At 63.6% G+C, this 20072-nt stretch carries 19 protein-coding genes; 11 read left to right on the top strand and 8 right to left on the bottom strand.

The window, feature by feature from the left end; translation table 11 throughout:
• The first annotated feature begins 53 nt into the window (after positions 1 to 53).
• Entirely contained in the window at positions 54 to 656 is a 603-nt protein-coding gene (locus P8T11_RS19095) for a TetR/AcrR family transcriptional regulator (RefSeq protein ID WP_268080521.1), read from the top strand.
• 30 nt (positions 657 to 686) lie between these two features.
• Here P8T11_RS19095 and P8T11_RS19090 read toward each other — a convergent pair whose 3' ends face one another.
• From P8T11_RS19090 to P8T11_RS19080, 3 genes are all read right to left on the bottom strand, one after another.
• Positions 687 to 1544, bottom strand: coding sequence for a cysteine hydrolase (locus P8T11_RS19090; protein WP_268080522.1), 858 nt, complete (start codon positions 1542 to 1544; stop codon positions 687 to 689).
• 244 nt (positions 1545 to 1788) lie between these two features.
• Positions 1789 to 2406: a TetR/AcrR family transcriptional regulator gene (locus P8T11_RS19085; protein WP_268080523.1), complete on the bottom strand. Its 618-nt coding sequence runs from the start codon at positions 2404 to 2406 to the stop codon at positions 1789 to 1791.
• Positions 2407 to 2527: 121 nt separating this feature from the next.
• Positions 2528 to 4699, bottom strand: coding sequence for a malate synthase G (locus tag P8T11_RS19080; RefSeq protein WP_268080524.1), 2172 nt, complete (start codon positions 4697 to 4699; stop codon positions 2528 to 2530).
• A 239-nt stretch (positions 4700 to 4938) separates the two neighbouring features.
• Here P8T11_RS19080 and glcC point away from each other — a divergent pair, with 239 nt between their 5' ends.
• Positions 4939 to 5703 carry a transcriptional regulator GlcC gene (glcC, locus tag P8T11_RS19075; protein WP_268080525.1) on the top strand — a complete coding sequence of 255 codons (765 nt, stop codon included), beginning with the start codon at positions 4939 to 4941 and terminating at the stop codon, positions 5701 to 5703.
• Between the two features lie 46 nt (positions 5704 to 5749).
• Here the strand turns inward: glcC and P8T11_RS19070 are convergent, their stop codons facing one another.
• From P8T11_RS19070 to P8T11_RS19050, 5 genes are all read right to left on the bottom strand, one after another.
• A complete protein-coding gene (locus P8T11_RS19070) occupies positions 5750 to 6871 on the bottom strand; it encodes a saccharopine dehydrogenase family protein (protein WP_268080526.1) in 1122 nt (373 codons plus the stop codon).
• A 203-nt stretch (positions 6872 to 7074) separates the two neighbouring features.
• Entirely contained in the window at positions 7075 to 7467 is a 393-nt protein-coding gene (locus P8T11_RS19065; RefSeq protein ID WP_268080527.1) for a DUF4148 domain-containing protein, read from the bottom strand.
• 361 nt (positions 7468 to 7828) lie between these two features.
• Positions 7829 to 8233 carry a DUF1090 domain-containing protein gene (locus P8T11_RS19060; protein ID WP_268080528.1) on the bottom strand — a complete coding sequence of 135 codons (405 nt, stop codon included), beginning with the start codon at positions 8231 to 8233 and terminating at the stop codon, positions 7829 to 7831.
• 206 nt (positions 8234 to 8439) lie between these two features.
• The gene (gene ubiA, locus P8T11_RS19055; protein ID WP_268080529.1) at positions 8440 to 9366 is read right to left on the bottom strand and encodes a 4-hydroxybenzoate octaprenyltransferase; all 927 of its coding nucleotides are present in this window, start codon (positions 9364 to 9366) and stop codon (positions 8440 to 8442) included.
• A 130-nt stretch (positions 9367 to 9496) separates the two neighbouring features.
• Positions 9497 to 10699, bottom strand: coding sequence for a PLP-dependent aminotransferase family protein (locus P8T11_RS19050; RefSeq protein ID WP_259251117.1), 1203 nt, complete (start codon positions 10697 to 10699; stop codon positions 9497 to 9499).
• 158 nt (positions 10700 to 10857) lie between these two features.
• Between P8T11_RS19050 and P8T11_RS19045 the strand changes: the two genes are divergently transcribed.
• From P8T11_RS19045 to P8T11_RS19005, 9 genes are all read left to right on the top strand, one after another.
• Positions 10858 to 11343, top strand: a complete 486-nt coding sequence (locus P8T11_RS19045) for a GAF domain-containing protein (RefSeq protein ID WP_268080530.1) — start codon at positions 10858 to 10860, stop codon at positions 11341 to 11343.
• A gap of 447 nt (positions 11344 to 11790) precedes the next feature.
• Positions 11791 to 12684 (top strand): 4-hydroxy-tetrahydrodipicolinate synthase, encoded by an 894-nt coding sequence (gene dapA / locus P8T11_RS19040; RefSeq protein WP_268080531.1) that lies wholly within the window; start codon positions 11791 to 11793, stop codon positions 12682 to 12684.
• A gap of 133 nt (positions 12685 to 12817) precedes the next feature.
• Entirely contained in the window at positions 12818 to 13594 is a 777-nt protein-coding gene (locus P8T11_RS19035; protein ID WP_268080532.1) for a sterol desaturase family protein, read from the top strand.
• Positions 13554 to 14486, top strand: coding sequence for a fatty acid desaturase (locus P8T11_RS19030; RefSeq protein ID WP_268080533.1), 933 nt, complete (start codon positions 13554 to 13556; stop codon positions 14484 to 14486). The genes P8T11_RS19035 and P8T11_RS19030 overlap by 41 nt, the downstream gene beginning before the upstream one ends.
• Before the next feature lie 32 nt (positions 14487 to 14518).
• A complete protein-coding gene (locus P8T11_RS19025; protein ID WP_268080534.1) occupies positions 14519 to 16450 on the top strand; it encodes an iron-containing redox enzyme family protein in 1932 nt (643 codons plus the stop codon).
• Entirely contained in the window at positions 16447 to 17343 is an 897-nt protein-coding gene (locus P8T11_RS19020; RefSeq protein ID WP_268080535.1) for a DUF6999 family protein, read from the top strand. The genes P8T11_RS19025 and P8T11_RS19020 overlap by 4 nt, the downstream gene beginning before the upstream one ends.
• A gap of 178 nt (positions 17344 to 17521) precedes the next feature.
• Positions 17522 to 18805: a putative Na+/H+ antiporter gene (locus P8T11_RS19015; RefSeq protein ID WP_268080536.1), complete on the top strand. Its 1284-nt coding sequence runs from the start codon at positions 17522 to 17524 to the stop codon at positions 18803 to 18805.
• 210 nt (positions 18806 to 19015) lie between these two features.
• On the top strand, positions 19016 to 19369 hold the full coding sequence (locus P8T11_RS19010; RefSeq protein ID WP_268080537.1) for an FmdB family zinc ribbon protein: 354 nt from the start codon (positions 19016 to 19018) through the stop codon (positions 19367 to 19369).
• Positions 19370 to 19385: 16 nt separating this feature from the next.
• Positions 19386 to 20051 (top strand): DUF502 domain-containing protein, encoded by a 666-nt coding sequence (locus P8T11_RS19005; RefSeq protein ID WP_418910288.1) that lies wholly within the window; start codon positions 19386 to 19388, stop codon positions 20049 to 20051.
• Positions 20052 to 20072: the final 21 nt, after the last annotated feature.

Below are 20072 nucleotides of genomic sequence, written 5' to 3'. Positions count from 1 at the left end.
CACTAGGGCGGGCACCGATGACGGACCGACCTATTAGTAGGTAATATTCAGCCATGGACACTCCGACCCCCAACACAACCCGAGACCTGCTGCTGGCGCATGCCGAAAAGCTCATCCGCACGCGCGGATGCAACGGTTTCAGCTACCGCGACCTGGCGGAGCACGTGGGCGTGAAGACGTCCAGCATTCACTATTATTTTCCAGGCAAGGACGACCTGCTGTACGAAGCGGTCGAAGCCTACAGCACGCGCGCGCTGGGTGCCATACGCGGCATCGACACCACGCAGCCTGCGCAAGCGCAACTTGAGGCGTACCTGTCGATGATGGAATCGGCGGCTTGCGGCGAAGGCGAGCTTTGTCTGGGCGGCATGCTGGCCGCCGACATCATGACCTTGTCTGACCGCGTGCGCGGCGCATTGCAGGGATTTTTCCGTGCGCACGAAGCGTGGTTGGCACGTGTGCTGGCCCAAGGCGCCGCCGAAGGCACCCTGAAATTCTCGGGCACGGCTGACGCGGCAGGCCGCGCGGTCTTTGCTACCGTGCAAGGCTGCCTGCTGGTCTCGCGGCTGTTCCAGCAACCGCCCGCGTTGTGCGAGGCGATCAGCGCCTTGTACGTGGAATGCGACAAGGCCGCCACGCCCGCGGCTGGCGTCTAAGCGCAGCGGGACTGGCGTCAACCACGGATGTCAGCTTTGCAGCGCGCGCGCCATGTCGATGCTGGTGCGTTCCTGCACGCCCAGGTCGCGCATGCGTTGCAGGAAAGTGGTTTGCGCGTCTTCGAACCCGGGAACGGGGCTCATGCAGTCGGTCAGCAACACAATCCGCGACAGATTGCCCCCAGGCAGATGTTCGATCATATGCTCCACCGTGGCCCGAACGCAGTGGCTGCCCGCTTCGCCCGCCACCAGGATGAGGTCCGAACGGTCCAGCGAATCCAGCAAGCTACGGTTGAGCTGGCTGCGCGGGTCGTCGGCGTCTGGCACTTCGGCCATCAGCGCGCTGTAGTGTTCCGTCCACGGATTCGTCCCTTTGGGCACTTTGCGCACGATGAACTGCCCGGCGTCTTCCCAGCGGTTGTACGCCGCCCGCACGTCGGGGTGCACGTTATGGCCCCACGTGCCAATTTCGCAATGCACTGGCCACACCATCAGCGTGTAACGGCCCCGCGCTTCAAGTTCGTCCAGATAGGTCAGGGTGCGTGGCAGGTCGTCGACGTGGCGGGGTACAAAATGGCCGGCGCGCAGCTGCGCAGCGGATATTGGCGTGAACGGCTCGACGGCCTGACCTTCACCGGCGTGCCAGAACGTTGGGTGCGCGATGTCTACGCGATGGTGTGAATCCAGCGTGACGGTGATCGAGCTCAATGCGGGCGCGGTGGCGTCGATGAAATGCGCCAGCCGTTGCATGTCGGCGTGGGCGCCCGGCACGGGCAGGGCAGGTTGCCTGGCCTGTCCGGTCACGGGGTCCCTGGGCAGGTAGGGCTCGGGCAGATCGCAGAAATCGTTCTGCGGGTCGACGATCAATAAATGGACGGAACGCGGCATGGGGAATTTCGATGGCCTTTTCCGGAATATAGACCGGGATGCCGTTTGTTCACTAGAACAGCACCAGATGTTCCGCGCAGTCGGGCAATTGACGTAGCAGGGCGCGCCATTGCCGCCAAAGGTGAGCCAGGACGGCGAGGGCAAGGGCGGCGATCATAATCCACATGGCAGTATCCGATGAATGTTTCGCACGATCGTGCGAAAGTTGACGAAAAAATCACCGGCGTCGGCCGGCGGGATAGATTTATTCCAGGTAGGTGAAGCTGCGGTACGTCGAGATAAGCCTGTCATAGGCGGCGCGTACGCGCGCGGGGGCTTTCGGGTCCCGCAGGAAGCGGGCGTCATGCATCAGGCCGATCATCAGGCTGTACACCTCAAACACAAGTTGTTCCGGATCGGTGTCGGGCCGCAGATGGCCGGCTTCCAGCGCTTGGCGCACCGTGCGCACCATGGCCGCGCGCCAGCGTCGCAAGTTACCTTCCAGCACGGCTCGCAGCGGCGATTCCACGTCGTCGTATTCAAAGGCGCCCGCAACATAGACGCAGCCCGTCGACAACTCGACGTTGCTGGCACGTTCAACCCACAGTGACACCAGGGCGTTCAAGCGCGGCAAGCCACGCGGATGGGCCATGGCGGGGGTGAAGACGGCAGCCACGAAGCGCCGGTCGTATTCGTCCAGCACGGCCTGCTGCAAGGCTTCCAGCGAACCTACTCGCGAAAACACGCCGCTTTTGCTGATACCGAGCCGCTTGGCTACCTGGCCCAGTGACAGGCTTTCCATGCCTTGGGTCGCGGCCATGTCCAGGGACGCGTCCACGATGGCAGCGAAGGTCAGCTCGCTTTTTTCTGTTTTGGCAGTCATGCGCCAGAATTTAGCACGACTGTGCGAAAAATATATGCATTTAAAGGCATGGGGTTTATTGGGATGGAAAAGAAAACGGGCAGCCAAGGCTGCCCGTTTCGGCGTGTCGCGCGAACGGCGATCAGGCCGCCTTGAATTGCAGACGATACTTGTGCAGCAAGGGTTCGGTGTAGCCGTTCGGTTGCGTCAGGCCTTCAAACACCAGGGCGCATGCCGCCTTGAAGGCCAGCGAGGTGTCGAAGTTGCCGGCCATCGGCTGGTAGAGCGCGTCGCCGGCGTTCTGGCCATCCACCACCTTGGCCATGCGCTTGAAGGTCTCCATGACCTGGTCCTTGTTGGTCACGCCATGGCGCAGCCAGTTGGCGATGTGCTGGCTGGAGATGCGCAGGGTAGCGCGGTCTTCCATCAGGCCCACGTTGTGGATGTCGGGCACCTTCGAGCAACCCACGCCCTGGTCGATCCAGCGCACCACGTAACCCAGGATGCCCTGCACGTTGTTGTCCAGCTCTTGCTGGATGTCGGTGGCGGACCACTTGGACGGGTCGCCCACCGGCACGGTCAACAGCCCGCCCAGCAAGTCGTCGCGCACGCTGTCCAGCTTGGTGCGTTCCAGTTCCTTTTGCACGGATTGCACGTCGATCTGGTGATAGTGCAGCGCGTGCAGCGTGGCGGCCGTGGGCGAAGGCACCCAGGCGGTATTGGCGCCGGCCTTCGGATGCGCGATTTTCTGTTCCAGCATGGCGGCCATCAGGTCGGGCATGGCCCACATGCCCTTGCCGATCTGGGCGCGGCCGCGCAGGCCGGCGTCCAGCCCAACCAGCACGTTGTTGCGCTCGTAGGCCGTGATCCAGGCGGTGGATTTCATGTCGCCCTTGCGCAGCATCGGGCCGGCTTCCATGCTGGAGTGCATTTCGTCGCCGGTGCGGTCCAGAAAGCCCGTGTTGATGAAGGCAACGCGCGAGGCAGCCGCGCCAATGCAGGCCTTGAGGTTGATGCTGGTGCGGCGCTCTTCGTCCATGATGCCCATCTTCAGCGTGTTGCGTGGCACGTTGATCAGGTCTTCCACGCGGTCGAAGAGTTCGCTGGCGAAGGCGGCTTCGTCGGGGCCATGCATCTTGGGCTTCACGATGTAGACCGAGCCGGTACGCGAATTCAGCTTGGCGGTGCGGTCGTGCAGCGCGGCCAGGCTGGTGACGACGGCGTCCAGAATGCCTTCCGGGATTTCCTGCCCGTCGCGGTCGAGGATGGCGGGGTTGGTCATCAAGTGGCCCACGTTGCGCACGAACATCAGCGAACGGCCATGCAGGGTCAGTGCGCCGCCGTCCGGGCGCGTGTACTGGCGGTCGGCGTTCAGCTTGCGGGTGAAGGTCTTGCCGCCCTTGGTGACATCTTCGGTCAGGTCGCCCTTCATCAGGCCGAGCCAATTGCGGTAGATATGGACCTTGTCGTCGGCATCGACGGCGGCGACCGAGTCTTCGCAGTCCATGATGGTGGTCAGCGCGGCTTCGACCAGCACGTCTTTCACGCCGGCGGCGTCGGTGCTGCCGATGGGGTTGGCGCGGTCGATCTGGATTTCGAAGTGCAGGCCGTTGTTCTTCAACAGGATGGCCGTGGGGGCGGACGCCTCGCCTTGGTAGCCGGCGAATTGCGAGCCGAACTTCAGGCCGGTGACCACGCCCTTGGCCAAGGCCACGCGCAGTTGGTCGCCTTCAACGGTGTAGCTTTGCGCGTCGGCGTGCGAACCGTTGGCCAGCGGGGCGGCGGTATCAAGGAAGCTGCGCGCGCGCGCAATGACGGCGGCGCCGCGCTCGGGGTTGTAGCCTTTGCCGGTATCGCCCGGCGTGGCGGGAATGGCGTCGGTGCCGTAGAGGGCGTCGTACAGGCTGCCCCAGCGCGCATTCGCGGCGTTCAAGGCATAGCGGGGGTTCGACATCGGCACGACCAACTGCGGGCCGGCCTGCTGCGAGATTTCGGTATCGACGTTATCGGTGGTGGCCTGCACGCTGGCGGGCTGGGGCAGCAGGTAGCCGATGCCTTCCAGAAACTTGCGGTAGGCGGCCGGGTCAGCAATGGGGCCGGGGTTGGCGCGGTGCCAGGTGTCGAGTTCGGCCTGCAGGCGGTCGCGTTCGGCCAGCAGTGCGCGGTTCTTGGGCGCCAGGTCGTGTACCAGCGCCGCGAAACCCTGCCAGAAGCCGTCGGTATCCAGGCCGGTGCCGGGCAAGGCTTCTTGTTCGATGAATTGGTTGAGATTGGCCGCCACTTGCAGGCCGTGGTGCTGGATGCGTTGAGTCATGCGGGTCTCTAGCGGTAAGTAGGGCTGGCCGGCGCGCTGGCGCCGGGCGAATCTGTTTTGACATCATCGTTCGCACCCGCTGCAATGTCCATATCAAAACCAGCTGGTCATACCAGTTTGTTTGCGGCGGTGAAGACAGATACCTAATTTTTATGGTTCTATATCAGCCACTTACGAGGGTATGGGAATTCGCCGGGAACAATGATTCGGCTTGGTCATACCACTGGTGCGGAGATTGCATGTACGCGGAAACAGAAGAAAAGCCCCGCCAGGTGGCGGACGAGGTTGCCGAGCGAATCGAACGCCTGATCCTGGATGGCGTGCTCAAGGCGGGGCAGGCGTTGCCGTCTGAGCGGCGCTTGACTGAAAAGCTGGGCGTGTCGCGCACGGCGCTGCGCGAAGGGCTGAAGCTGTTGCGCGCGCGCGAGATCATCCACACCGCGCAAGGCAAGGGCTCGTTCGTGGCGCACATTTCAAAGGTGGATGCCGGGCCTTTGATGCATCTGTTCAATTCGCAGCCCCGCACGCTATACGACTTGCTGGAAGTGCGTTCGCTGCTGGAAGCCGAGTCCGCGCGGCTTGCCGCCATACGCGGCACCGAGGCGGATTTCATCATGATCCGCCGCCGTTATGACGAGATGGTGGCGGCGCAAGGCGCGGCTACCGATACGGCCACCCACGCCCATCTGGACCACGCCTTCCATCTGGCGATCTGCGAGGCCTCGCATAACCCGGTGCTGGTGCACACGCTGCAATCGCTGACGGATCTGCTGCTGGGGTCGGTGTTTGCATGCGTGAACAACCTGTACCACCGCGAGCCGGAAAAGCGGCAGATCGACCGGCAGCATACGCGCCTGTTCAACGCGGTGACGAGTCGGCAACCCGAGCAGGCGCGCAAAGCCGCCGCCGACCATGTAGACAGCGTGCGTCAAAGCTTGTCGGATATCGAACAGGAAGAACAGCGGCTGGTGCGCGCGACGCTACGCCTGGAAGGCTGGACGTAACGCCGCGCGGGCAGTGCGCGCGCGCTTGCGCGGGTGGGAGCGGCGTTTAGCGGTCGGCCGTCGCGCAGCCCGCCAGCGCCAGTGGCTTGCCGGCATACACACGGCCGAAACGGTTGTTCAGCAAGGCATCCAGATCAATCGCTTCCTGGCCCACGAAGCCCTTTTGCGGCAAGGTGCCTTGCGCCACCAGATCCAGTGCCGCGCAGATGCCCGCCGCCGTGGACAACTGGATGGCGCTTAGGCGGTGGCCGTCCACGTCCGCGCCGAACACGCGGATCGGGTAGGACTCTTCCTCCAAGCGGCCGTGGCGATGGCCGGACGCCGAGGCCTGGATGACGATGACGTCCTGCTCGGTGGTGGGGATGGCGGACTCGAAAATATCCTTGAGCAGGTCGCGACGATCGCGCAGGCGCAGGTCGTTGAGCAGCAACTTCATGATGTTGCAGTGGCCCGGATAGCGAACCGACTTGTAGTCGACGTTGCGGGCGCGGCCCAGCAGTGTCGCGGGCAGTGTGCCTAGTCCGCCCGAGGTGTTGAAGGCTTCGTATTCCACGCCATCCAGCGCGAACGTTTCGTAGCCCTCTAGCGCCGGCACGCTGGTCAGTTGCCCGTCGACGATGGCTTCGCAAGGGTTGCAGTATTCGTTGATCAGCCCCTCGGTGCTCCAGGTCAGGTTGTAGCGCAAGCTGTTGGAGGGGTAACGCGGTAGCGCGCCGACGCGCATGCGCAGGTCCAGCAAGGTGTCGAAGCGACGCGCCAGCGCGTTGCCGACGATGCCGATGAAGCCGGGGGCCAGACCGCACTGCGGCATCAACACGCTATGCACATCGCCCGCCAGCGCCTGGATGGCGTGGGTGCTGGCGACGTCTTCGGTCAGGTCAAAGTAGTGCACGCCGGCGCGTGCGCAAAGGCTGGCGACCGCGGTGGCGCGATGAAAGGGCAGGGCGTTGACCACGGCATAGGCGCCTTCGATGCAGCGCGCCACCGAGGCGTCGTCACTGATCTGGCGGGTTTCGCAGCCCAGTTCGGCCAGAACCGCCAGCCGGGCGGGGTCCTGATCGGCAACCAGAACGGTGTAGTCGCCGCTGCGTTCCAGCATCAGGGCAATGGCGAAACCGATTTTTCCGGCGCCCAGCAAAACGATGGGGCGGGTGGCTGAAGTGGACATGGTGCGGCTCCTGCAATGAAAGGGACGGGGGTGGCCTCATCCTATGCGTGAGCGCTGTCGATTTGTAGAATCAAATCTGTCGTAACGGCTTAAGTTAACGCCGATATGACTTAATTAGCAGTCGAATCGTCAAAAACAAAGCCCCTCGGTAATTTGCCGAGGGGCTTTCGATGGGGCTGTCACGGCCTTTTCAGGCCCGTGGATCAGCTGCCCATGGGGGGGTAGTCCAGGTTGCCGAAGGTGACCAGACCTTCCGCCTTGGCTTGGGCCAGTTGCGACTGAACCTGCGAACGGCTCAGCGACGTGGCGTGTTCAGCGGCGGCGACGGGCGGGTAGTCCAGGTTGCCGAAGGTGACTTCACCAGCGTTCTTGGCTTGGGCGAGTTCAGCTTGGACTTGTTGCGAGGTCAGGCTGGACTTCTGGGCGATGGGGGCGGGGTAGCCTTCTTCGCCGAACGTGTATTGGCCCGAAACCTTGGCTTGTTGCAGTTCGGCCTGAACCTGTGCGCGGGTCGGGCCTTGGTCGGCTTCGGCGGCTTGCGCGCCAGCAGCCAGAACGGACATGGACAGCATCAATGCGGTAGCAAGGGTTTTCATAGCAGACCTCCGGTGTCTTGTGAGCTTGGGATTCGAACCGCTGGCGTCATTGCCGGGGGTTCGCTTGCTGTGTCCCGATGAGATGCATTCTGTGCTCAAAGAACCCTGGGATAAACCCTTATTACCTGAAAACATCTTTCCAAATTCTGTACTAATCGATTTGGATTCCACCAGTTGACACCATGGATGGTGATATTTCCGTCTGGTGACACGATAGATAGTGGTTGCGAGGGAGTTCGAAAGGCTGCTCGAACGTCGCGTCCAGGACGAAAAAAGCAATGCCCCGGGGCATGCCCGGGGCTAAGGGAAAGCAAACCGCGAAAACAGGGCGAAAACAGGGCGCAACCTGGGCGCAAACGCGCTATCGGTTCAACTCAACCAGCGCGGCGTTGTATTCAGACTGGGCTTCTTGCAGCTTGCGCTGGGCCTTGTCGATTTTGTCTTGCTTGCCCTTGGCGCGCGCTTCCTTCAACTCTTCTTCGCGTTCGGACACCTTGGTTTGCTTCTCACGCACGTCGGCTTCGCGCTGCGATTGCAGGCGGCTGTCGGTGCAATTGGCACGGGCTTCGGCCAGCGCCTTCTTCAAGCCAGCTTCGCGGCGCGTGTTGTTCTGTGCCTGGGCGGCGGCGATGTCGTTTTCGATTTCGCAGAACTTGGCGGCGCAACCGCGCTGCGCCGAGCAGTCGGTGGCGGCCTGCGCGGGCAGTGCGCCCAACATGGCAGAGGCGGCGGCGACAGTCGCCAGGGATTTCACGAAAGAGGGCATGCGGTGTCTCCGTAAGTCGTTTCGACAAGCGCCATGATGGCGCGATCCGGCCCAGGCGGCAATGCGCGCGCGGCTAATCGTGGCCGGCTCATGTGGCGGCTCATATGGCGGCTCATATGGCCGGCTCATGTGCCCGGCTCATGCCCAGGGTCTGGGTCGGATCCGGGCCGGGTCTACGTCGGGTCTGCGTATATGCCCCGTCTTCCCTAGCGGATCAGCGTGCCCGCCAACGCCGCCGCAACCAGCAGCGCGCCCAGCCACAGGTTGGCGCGAAACAGCATGAAATTGCGGTCGGGCCGCTGGATGTCGAACACCTTCAACTGCCACGCCAGATGCACCGCCACGGCGGCCATCCCCACCTGATACGCCCACGACAGCCCCATGGCGTGGCCACCCCAGGCCCACAGCACGACGGTGGCGGCGTAGAAGCCGCCGATCCACAGCTTGCCCTGGTCGCCAAAGCGCATGGCGGTGGAGTGCAGGCCCAGGCTGCGGTCATCGCGCACGTCAACATAGGCGTAGATGCTGTCGTAGCCCACCTGCCAAAGCACCGCGCCCAGCCACATCGCGATGGCGGCCAGCGGCACCACGTTCTGCGTGTCGGACCAGGCCATCAGCATGCCCCAGTTAAAGCAGATGCCCAGCACCACTTGCGGCCAGTATGTGACGCGCTTGCACAGTGGGTAGATGAAGACGAAAGGCAGCACGGCCAAGGCCAGCCAGCGGCTCATCTCGTTCAGGAAAAACAGCAGTGACCCGCAGACCAGCAACTGGCCCACCAGGAACCACACGGCGTTCTTCATCGACAACTGCCCGCTGGTCAGTGGACGGAAGCGCGTGCGTTCGACGTGCTTGTCGAAGTTGCGGTCGCACATGTCGTTGACGGTGCAGCCGATGCCGCGCATCAGCAGCGCGCCCAGCGAAAAGACGACCAGTCGTTGCAGGTCGGGCAGCCCGCCCGCGGACTGAACCAGCGCGGCGATGGCTGGCAGCAGCGTCAGCCACGTGCCGATGGGCCGATCCAGGCGGCACAGGCGGGCGTAGGGCCGCCACGACTTCGGGAGCCAGCGTTCGACCCAGTCGGTGAAAACGATGTCGCTGAGATCGACGGGAGGTTGTTGCGAGGCGCTCACTGTCACGGTCAGAAAATGGTCGGCAAAGCCGACAGCATAAAACAACGGCCGGGCATTGCGCCCGGCCGTGGAAGGTCAATCGCCGTTCAGGATGCGGTTTTCAGGCCGCATTGCCCTGGCTACGGTTTGCTTATGCCGTGTATTCCTTGAGCAGCTTGCCCAGGATGGCGATGCCCGTGCGGATCTTGTCTTCCGGCACGGTGGCGAAGCTCAGGCGCAGCGTGTTCGGTTTGCCCGCGCCGCTGTAGAACGGCGCGCCGGGCACGAAGGCCACGTTTTGCGCGATGGCCTTTTCCAGCAGCTTGGTGCTGTCCATGTGTTCGGGCAGCGTCAGCCAGATGAACATGCCGCCTTCCGGCTTGGTCCAGGTGACGGTGGACGGGAATTCCTGTTTGATCGCGTCCAGCATGCAGCTGCCTTGGGCGCGGTAGATTTCGCGCACGTTGGGCAGATGCTCTTCCAGGAAGCCGTCCTTGACGATTTCGTACACGGCCATCTGCGTCAGCGTGGGCGTGTGCAGGTCGGTGGCTTGCTTGGCCTGCACCAGCTTGTTGATCAGCGAGCGCGCGCCGGCGATGTAGCCCAGGCGCAGGCCGGGGGCCAGCACCTTCGAGAACGTGCCCAGGCGAACGACGTTGGCGCCGTATTCGGCGGCCAGCGCGATCAGGCCCGGCTGCGGCTCGCCTGCATAGCGCAGTTCGCCGTAGGGGTCGTCTTCAACGATGGTCAGGTTCAGTTCGGCGGCGCGCTTGACCAGCGCGATGCGGCGCTCCAGGTTCAGCGTGCGGCCCGTGGGGTTCTGGAAGTTGGGCAGCGCGTACAGGAAGCGTGCGCCGTCAGCCAGTTCAGGCGTGATGGCTTCGGGGATGAGGCCGCCTTCATCGGTGGGCACCGGTACGAACTTCGGCTGGTACAGGCTGAACGATTGCAGGGCGCCCAGGTAGCTGGGGTCTTCGACCAGCACCTTGCTGTCCTTGTCGATTAGCACTTTGCCCAGCAGGTCCAGCGCCTGCTGCGAACCCGAAACGATCAGGATCTGGTCGGCGGCGACGTTGGCGCCCGCGCGGTTCAGGTCGTCGGCAACCCATTGACGCAGCGGTGCAAAACCTTCGGTGGGGCCGTATTGCAAAGCCGCGCGGCCGTTGGTGGCCAATACCTTGTCGAACGCAGCACGTACCACTTCTACCGGGAAGCCGCCGGGCGCGGGCAGGCCGCCAGCGAACGAAATGACTTCGGGGCGCTCGGTGACCTTGAGGATCTCGCGGATGGCGGAGCTGGTAAGTTGCTGGGCGCGTTCCGAAAAGGAAAACGCAGGTTCGAGAGGCTTGTCCATGGATTGCTTCTTGAAGAAGAAGGGTAAAGGGAGAGGCTTGTAACGGGGACTGCGACAAAAAAGTATTGTCCCACACGCTAGCAGCCCGGCCCCTTTAACGCGCGGAACCCCTAAAATCACCTGCATCGAAAACCGCCTGTACAGTTACATTTATCGCCATGTTCGAAGCCGCCCCTATCGTTGCCGAATCCAAGTCCGCCCTGTATGCCGAATTGGTGGCGCAGGCCCGCGCGCTGCTGGAAGGCGAGCCCGACCGCATCGCCAATGCCGCCAACCTGAGCGCGCTGGCCTATCAAGCCTTGCCCGATCTGAACTGGGCGGGCTTTTATTTCTTTGATGGCACCGAGCTGGTTCTTGGACCCTTCCAGGGCAAGCCGGCCTGCGTGCGGATTCCCTTGGATCGCGGCGTGTGCGGCGCGGCCGCGAGCCAACGGCAGACGCAGTTGGTGCCCGACGTGCATGCCTTCCCCGGCCACATCGCTTGCGACGCCGCGTCGCGTTCGGAAATCGTGGTGCCGCTGGTGCATCAGGGCGAATTGATCGGCGTGTGGGATGTGGACAGCCCGGTGCCGGATCGTTTTGACGAAGACGACCGCCAAGGCATGCAGGCGCTGTGCGCCGTGTTCCTGGCCAGCCTGGGTTAAGCGTGGTTATGCGCGGGCCAGGCGCGGGCTGATAAGTGCGGGCTAATAAGCGCGGGCTAATAAGTGCGGGCCAAGCGCCATCAAACCGTCTGATGCGCAAAGCGCCGCCGGCCACCGCGCGCCGTTGACACGGTGACGGCCGCCCGGTAGATTTCCGCATCAGCCGCCACGTGTGTCTTATCGGCGCGTCTTAGTGTTTTATTCATTCATGATTCTTCAGGCCATCCAATTCGCTTCCTGCATCCGCGCCCTGGGCGTGGTGCTGGCTGCCGTCGGCCTGAAATCCAAAAAACAGCCGCTCATCTGACCGGAGCATGCTGTTCCGTCAGATGGGCGACGGAACAGTGGCCTTCTGGCGGCGCAGCAGCGCCTCCGCGCGCACCTCTAGTATCCCGAGCACTTCTGTACGGTCCAACCGCGGTCCGCTTACATCGAAGGAGTGTTCTTATGTCTATTCAACAATCTGTGTTCCAAGGCGTCTGGGTGCCGCTGGTGACGCCGTTTTCCGGCGGGGCCGTCGACGGCGGCGCCTTGCGCCGCCTGGTGCGCCACTATGCCGCCGCGGGTGTGGACGGGCTGGTCGTGTGTGGCAGCACGGGCGAGGCCGCGTCACTGGACGACGCCGAGCAATTGGCGGTGCTGGACGCCGTGTTGATTGAAGCCGGCCGGCTGCCCGTCATCATGGGCCTGGCCGGCAACCACCAGGGGCATGTGCTGCAACGCCTGTCGGCCTTTGGCACCCGGCCGCTGGCGGGCATTCTGGCGCCCGCGCCGTACTACGTGCGGGCCGGGCAAGAAGGGGCCGCCGCCTATTTCCGCTGCCTGGCCGATGCTTCGCGCTTTCCCCTGGTGCTCTACGACATTCCGTACCGCACGGGCACCACGCTGGACACATCGACCTTGTTGTCGCTGGCCGCGCATCCGAACATTGCCGCGATCAAGGATTGCGGCGGATCCCTGGACAAGACGCTCGCCCTGATCGCTGATGGTCAGATGAGCGTGCTGGCGGGCGAAGACCTGCAAACCTTGTCCGTGCTGTGCCTGGGCGGCGCCGGCATGATCGCCGCCGCCGCGCATGTACGGCCTGATCTGTTCGTGGCCATGTACCAGGCGGTGCGCGCGCAGCAGTTGGACTTGGCGCGCCGGCTGTTCCATGCCTTGGCGCCGGTGATCCGGCTGGCTTTCGAAGAACCCAACCCCGGCCCGCTGAAGGCGCAGCTTGGGCGCCTGGGTCTCTTGACCGAAGAACTGCGGCAGCCGATGCCGGCCGCCAGCGCGGCCTTGGCGGCGCGCCTGGACGCAGCCGTTGCAGGCCTGAACCGCCAGTTTCCTTGCCAGTAGACGGAAGTTAGGCCGCAATGGCGCTGCGTCCTTCAGCTTTGTGGTGCCCGGATTCATTTTGTAATAAATGCCTTACCGGGAAGCTGACGGATTGCTTATCATGCGGCCATTCTTCGGGTGAAACAAAACGTTCATGGCTCAAGCATTTGAAGCCTTGTCCGCGTGGCAGGTGATGCTGGCGGGGCTGCTGTTCTTCGGCGGCATCTATCTTGCCTTTGGCGCGGCCACCTGGCTGCTGACCCAGCACGTGTTGCCGGCGCTGGGCATGGGGCGACCGCTGGACCCGCGCCCGCTGGGGCCCGGGCAGATGCGGCGCGAGCTTGCGCAATCCGGCTTGTCCATCCTGCTGTTCGGCACGGGCATGATCTTTCCCTGGGGCTTGCTGCAACTGGGTTGGGCGCATCTGGACCCGAACCCAAGCTGGCAGAAAGTGGTGGTGGAAATCCTGGTGCTGGTCGCCTGGAACGATGTCCATTTCTGGGTGAACCACCGGCTGTTGCACACCAAGCCGCTGCGCCGCTTTCACTTGCCGCATCACCGGTCGGTAGTGACCACGCCATTCTCGACCTACAGCTTCCACCCGGTCGAAGCGCTGATGCTGGGCAACGTGATCTTGCTGCCCATGGTGCTGCACGATTTCAGTTTCTGGGCGCTGGCGTCGGTGCCGCTGTTCAGCCTGTTCTTCAATTGCATTGGGCACGCCAATTACGATTTTTTCCCCAAGGTGTCCTACGCGCATTGGTTCGCCGCCAGCCGGCGCCACCATCTGCACCACGCTTGCTACAACGGCAATTACGGCTTCCAGTTCACCTTCATGGACCGCTTGTTCCGCACCCGCCTGCAAGCCGAGGCCGCGGCTCCCCAGCTGGATGCCTTCCAGCGCAGAGAATCTGTTGGCGGCAAAGCTTAGCGTTCGGCGCCGCCTGCCGTCGCTGCGTAACCGGCGCGACTGGCAAAGCCTGGCTTATCTGGCCGCGCTGCCCGCGCTGGCGGTGTGGCAATGGGTGTACGGATTCTGGTGGCCGCTTTACGCGCTGATGCTTTTTTTGACGCTGGGTATCGGCGTCATTCATCACAACCACACGCATATCCGCATGTGGCGCGGTCGCTGGACCAATCGCGCCACCGATTTCTGGATCACGCTGCTGCAAGGGCACCCCACGTTTGTGTTCTATCCGGCGCATGTGGCCAACCACCACCGGTACAAGCATGGCGCGCGCGACGTCGCGCGCACGTATCGCTTTGGTGGCGACACGAATCACCTTTGGGGCTATCTGCTTCACCCGCTACAGGCGGGCTGGGTGCTGTACCCGCTGTTCTTCGCGTGGCTGGGCCGACTGCGCCGCCACTGGCCTGGCGCCTGGCGTTATTGCCTGGCGCAGTACGGCGCGTGGCTGGGCTTGTGGGGCGGGCTGCTGGCGGTGAACCCCATCAAGGCGCTGGTGCTGGTGATCGTGCCGCAGTTGCACGGATTGCACTGGCTGCTGGCCACGAATTACTTGCAGCATGCGCATGCTGATGGCGGGCCGCGCCACGCGGCCGGCCTGAACTACGCGCGCAATTTCGAAGGGTTGGTCAACCCGTTGCTGTTCAATATCGGCCTGCACACCGCGCATCACGAGCATCCGCGCGCGCATTGGTCCGAACTGACCCGGCTGCATCGCGAGCACTATCGCGCGAGCGTCGACCCGGCACTTAACGAACGTGGGCTGCTGCCCTATATGTGCCGTGTCTTCGTGCTGGCGGCGTTCATGCCGCGTTTGCGCAGTCGTTCCCGCATGGCGCCCGAGCATGTCCGCTAGCGTCCCATCCATTCCCCATCGAGGCCTGTCACATGCCCATTGCGTTTAATCGTGTCTACCTGGAAAGCGCCGGCTATTTCATGCCGGGCGAAGCCGTGTCCAACGACGCCATGGACAGCTACATCGCGCCGCTGAACCGGATGTCCAGCCGCATCAAAAGCCGCATCCTTGCCGAGAACGGCATCAAGCAGCGCTACTACGCCATCGACCCGGAAGGGCAGACCGTCTACACCAACGCGCAACTGGCGGCCAACGCCATCCGCGACTGCCTGCGGCGCAATGACAGCGACCTTGCCGCCGTGTCCTTGCTGACCAGCGGATCGTCGGGTGGCGATGCGCTGATGCCGGGCTTTGCCAACATGATCCAGGGCGAGCTTGCCGCGCAGCCGATGGAAACGCTGTCGGTGCATGGCATTTGCGCGGCGGGTGTGTCGGCGATCCAGGTGGCCGCGCAGGGTGTGGAGATGGGCGGACACGCCAGCGCTCTGGCCGTGGCCAGCGAATTGCCGTCGCGCCTGTTCAAGCGATCGCGCTTTGCGGCGCGTGGCTATGACGCGGACTTTGACGCGCACTTCCTGCGCTGGATGCTGTCGGATGGCGCGGGCGCCTTGCTGCTGGGCAACTCGGGCCGCGCGCTGGCGGGCGCGTCGCAGGGCGTCAGGTTGAAACTGAAATGGGTGCATCAGCGCTCGTTCTCGGGCGACTACCCCGTGTGCATGCAACTGGGCCTGTCTGCTGACCGCCAAAAGGGCCATCTGGATTATCCGTCCTGGAATGAGGCCGAGGCCGACGGCGCGCTGTCACTGCGCCAGGACATCCGCCTGTTGCCGCATCTGTTCGACATCGGCATCCACGAGTACGCCAAGCTGGTGCGAGACGGCTGGCTGGATCCTGATCAGGTCGACCATTTCCTGTGCCATTACTCGTCAGAAAAATTCATTCCCGTAGTCGAAGACCTGATGGAAAAGGCGGGATTGGTGATCCCGCGCGAACGCTGGTTCAGCAACCTGGCCTGGCGTGGCAACACGGGCGCGGCGTCGATCCTGATCATGCTGGCCGAATTTTTGGAAACGCGCGAGATCAAGCCGGGCGAACAGATCTTCTGCTACATCCCCGAGTCGGGGCGCTTCATGGCGGCCTATATGCTGCTGGAGGCTGAGGCGGTGCATGCGCCAGCCGTGGCCGGAACCCCGGCGTCCGCCGTCAGGCCCGCAACCCGCGACGACACGCAAAGCGATGACGCCGACGCCATCGCGCCACCGCACGACCCCGACATGGCGCCGCAAGGCCTGGGCCAATTGCTGACCGAGCTGGCTGCCATCTGGCACGACTACCGTTCGCGAGTATGGCGCACGCCGGTGGTGCGCCGGCTGCGCAACCGCCAATTCCAGACGGCCGACTACCTGAACTGGATGGAGAACTGGATTCCGCAGGTGCGCGAAGGCAGCAAGTGGATGCGCGAGGGCGCGGCATCGCTGACGGAGCAATACGCGCCGCTGGCCGCGCTGATCGACATGCATGCCGGCGAAGAACAGAACGACTTTCAGATTCTGTTCCAGGACTACCGCACGGCGGGCGGCGTGGTCGACAACATCGACGCGCTGCGCCGCAACCCGGGTGGCGAGGCGTTGAACGCCTATCTGCACGGACTGGCCGCCACGCGCGACCCGATCGGCCTGCTGGGCGCCATCTACATCATCGAGGGTACGGGCCAGCGCATCGTGCCGGCGCTGCTGCCCTTGTTGAAAGCCAGCCTGAAGCTACCGCCCGATGCATTCCGCTTTCTGGAGTACCACGGCCACAACGATGAGCATCACCTGGCGCGTTGGTTGTCGGCGGTGGAATTGGCGCTGGATTGCGACGAGGACGGCCGCGCCGAACAGCGCATCGTGGACACCGCGCGCCGCACTGCCGCGCTGTATCTGATGCAGTTCCACCACGTCATGGAGGGCGATGCGGCATGAGCAAGGAACCCGATTTTCTGGCCAAGCCGCATGATCCGGCCGACCCCAACCCCTGGCTTGCCCTGTACCTGGACCGCAGCACGCCCTTGCCGGACAAGGTGAAGAAGGCCTGGCTGACGGATTCCAGTTGCGCCTCGCGCCAGTATCTGCTGCCGTTCCTGCGACCGCTGGCGCGTGCCTTCATCATCCTGATTCAGGTGGTGAAGACCTTCCTGCCGCGTCGCTGGTCGCATTCGAAGCTGCTGCATCGCATTCTGGCCTGGGGACTCAATCGCTTCGTCTCGCCCGAGGCCAACTGGCTGATCCTGCGCCACTTCCATCTGGGGGCGCAGGCGCTGGCGTTCATTGCCGCGAATTCGCCGGTGCCGATCACGACCACGCCGCTTCAGCCGATGGAGATTGATGATCTGAAGGACGAACTCTTCGTCAAGCACGACCTGAACCTGTTCAACTTCGTCATCCGCTTGAATCAGGCACTGCGCGAAGCCGGCGTGGAAATGCATGCGCCCGAGACAGTCGACTTCTCGATGATCCAGGACCCGCCGCTGAAGTTGGAAGACATGCCGCAAGGCAAGTTGAACTTCCTGGACCTGCAAAGCGCCATCGAACTGTTCACGCCGCTGTACCAACTGATGCTGACTGACAACGACTTCTGGCGTGCCGCCAATTCGTTGCAGCTGGACGAAACCATCGGCATCTACACGGCCAAGTTGCTGGGCGCGCCGCAGCACCTGATCCTGGTCAACAACAGCCATCCGCTGGTGCCGCTGTCGACCTTGCGCGCGGGTTACCGGCTGGTGCTGCATGGCTTGTCCACCGAGATGCTGCACAGCCTGTTGATGGAGATGAAGGCGGCGCAGCAGGGTGCGGAACCGCCCGCGCCGATCAGCTAGGCAAGGCCGGGAAGCGGGTCTTCGCATCGGACGTAGCGCGGGGGGCTTGGTGTAGACCCTGCGTTACACGGCAATATGCCTGCGTTATATTGCCTGCCTTGTTCGGTGAGCAGCGCCGGATCGCGTTCGCATCGCGTGATTTTCCGTTGCGTGATTCTTTATTTCGGAAGTCCCTCCTATGCCTCAACCCATTGAAGTCGTCGCCACCATTCTGTTTGCCGTGGCGGTTCTTCATACCTTTTCCGTCCCTGTCTTTGCGCGGCTTGCCCACCGCGGCGGCCCGCACGCGGGCATTTGGCACCTGTTGTCCGAGGTGGAGGCCGTGTTCGGCGTCTGGGCGTTCGCACTGATCGTGACGATGGCGGCGCTGTCTGGTCCCGTTACCGCGATCGACTACATGGACACGCGCAACTTCACCGAGCCGCTGTTTGTCTTCGTGATCATGGTGGTGGCGGCCAGCCGGCCGATCCTGGAAATGGTGGGGCTGATGGTGCGCATCGTGGCGCGCGTGCTGCCGCTGCCGCGCGAGCTGGCGACGTTCTTCGTGGTGATGTCGCTGGTGCCGCTGGGCGGCTCCTTCATTACCGAGCCCGCCGCGATGACGCTGGCCGCCATCTTGCTGCGCGACGCCTATTTCCGCACGAGCGGCCGAGCCGGCTTTAAATACCTGACGCTGGGCGTGCTGTTCGTGAACGTGTCCATCGGCGGTGTGCTGACGTCGTACGCCGCGCCGCCGGTCCTGATGGTGGCCTCCACCTTCGGATGGGATGCCGCGCACATGGTGCAGCATTTCGGCTGGCGCGCCGCGGTGGCGGTCTTCCTGAACGCAGGCATCCTGACCTTCGTCTGCCGCAAGGCGCTGATGGAACGCTCTGTGGGCACGGGCGGCGGGGTGGACGCGCCGGAAGGGTCCGATTCGCGTCCGCCGGTGCCGGTGCTCGTCATCCTGGTGCATCTGGCGTTCCTGGTGGCCGTGGTGCTAACCGCGCATCACCCGGCCATCTTCATGGGCCTGCTGATGATGTTCATCGGCTTTTCGGAAGCCTATAAGCGCCATCAGAACCGTCTGCTGATCAAGGAAGGCCTGATGGTGGGCTTCTTCCTGGCCGGGTTGGTGGTGCTGGGCGGCTTGCAGAAATGGTGGTTGCAGGACTTGCTGGGCGGGTTGGAACCGTTCGTGCTGTTCTGGGGCGCCACGGCGCTGACGGCCATTACCGACAATGCCGCGCTGACGTACCTGGGCTCGCTGGTTGAAGGCACCAACGAGACGTGGCGCTACATGCTGGTGGCCGGCGCGGTGACGGGCGGCGGCTTGACCGTGATTGCCAACGCGCCCAATCCGGCGGGTTTTGCCATCCTGAAGAACCACTTCCCGGACGGCAGTATTTCGTCGGGCCGCCTGTTCCTGTCGGCCCTTGCGCCCACCCTGGTAGCGGCCATCATGTTCCTGCTTCCGGTATAGGGAAAGGCGGCTGGCGGCGCCGGGGGGCAAGCCCCTGCGATGCCGCTTGGCGCCCCAGGGCAGGACCGGACACCGACGGTTCATGAAAAACCGCTAAAATTCAAGACTTTCCCGAATTTTTTTCCGGCCTTGCCCTCCCGTCGCCCCAGACAGCATTTGTCTGCCGACCGACGGCTTTTTATTTTCCGGGCGCGCGCCTGGGAGCCCTTGATGCCCATCTACGCCTATAAGTGCAGCGCCTGCGGCCATGCCAAAGACGTCTTGCAGAAGATTTCCGATGCGCCCCTTTCGGTTTGCCCCGAATGCGGCCAAAGCACGTTTTCCAAGCAGGTGACCGCGGCTGGATTCCAGCTCAAGGGTTCCGGCTGGTACGTCACCGATTTTCGTGGCAATGGTTCCGGGGGCGCTGCGTCCACCGGGGCGGCAGCGGAAGGTGGGGCGCCCGCGGCGGCACCGGCAGCCACGCCGGCGGCGGCTCCTGCCACAAGCGCTCCTGCCGCAGGGGCGCCTGCCGCAGGGTCGCCTGCCGCAGGATCGCCTGCCGCAGGGTCGTCCGCCACCTAGAGCCCTTGCGATGCGGATGCGCCTTATCAAAAAGTACTTCATCACCGGCCTGCTGATCTGGGTTCCCCTGGTCATCACGGTGTGGGTGCTGGGTTTGCTGGTCGCCACCCTGGAAGGGTTCGTGCCTGGCTTTCTGTCGTCCGAATCGCTGTTCGGCATCGACATCCCCGGCTTCCGCTTCGTGCTGGTCATCGTGGTGGTGCTGTTGACGGGCGTGTTTGCGGCCAACCTGATCGGCCGTACCATGGTGGACCAGTGGGAAAACCTGCTGGGCCGTATTCCGCTGGTGCGTTCCATCTACAACTCGGTCAAGCAGGTCAGCGATACCGTGCTTGCCCCGAACGGACAGGCGTTTCGCCGCGCGGTGCTGGTGCAGTATCCGCGGGCGGGTTCCTGGACCATCGCTTTCGTTACCGGCACCCCCAGCGGTGAAGTGGCCAGCCTGATGCCAGGCGACCACATCAGCGTGTATGTGCCGACGACGCCGAACCCCACGTCCGGCTTTTTCCTGATGATGCCTCGCGCCGACGCGATCGATCTTCAGATGAGCGTGGACGCGGCTTTGAAGTACATCGTTTCCATGGGCGTGGTCGCCCCGGCCCAGGCGTTCACGCCCGGGGACCGGCCGGCCCCGCTCTCTCCGGCGCCTGGCGTGCAAGACGCGCCTCGCGGCGATTCGTAACCCTTACGCTCAAACTAAGCA

Origin of the sequence: Achromobacter spanius (assembly GCF_029637605.1) — a bacterium.
Taxonomy (GTDB): domain Bacteria; phylum Pseudomonadota; class Gammaproteobacteria; order Burkholderiales; family Burkholderiaceae_B; genus Achromobacter; species Achromobacter spanius_E.
Note: the sequence above shows the minus strand (reverse complement) of the source record. Positions and strands in the feature narration are given on the sequence as shown.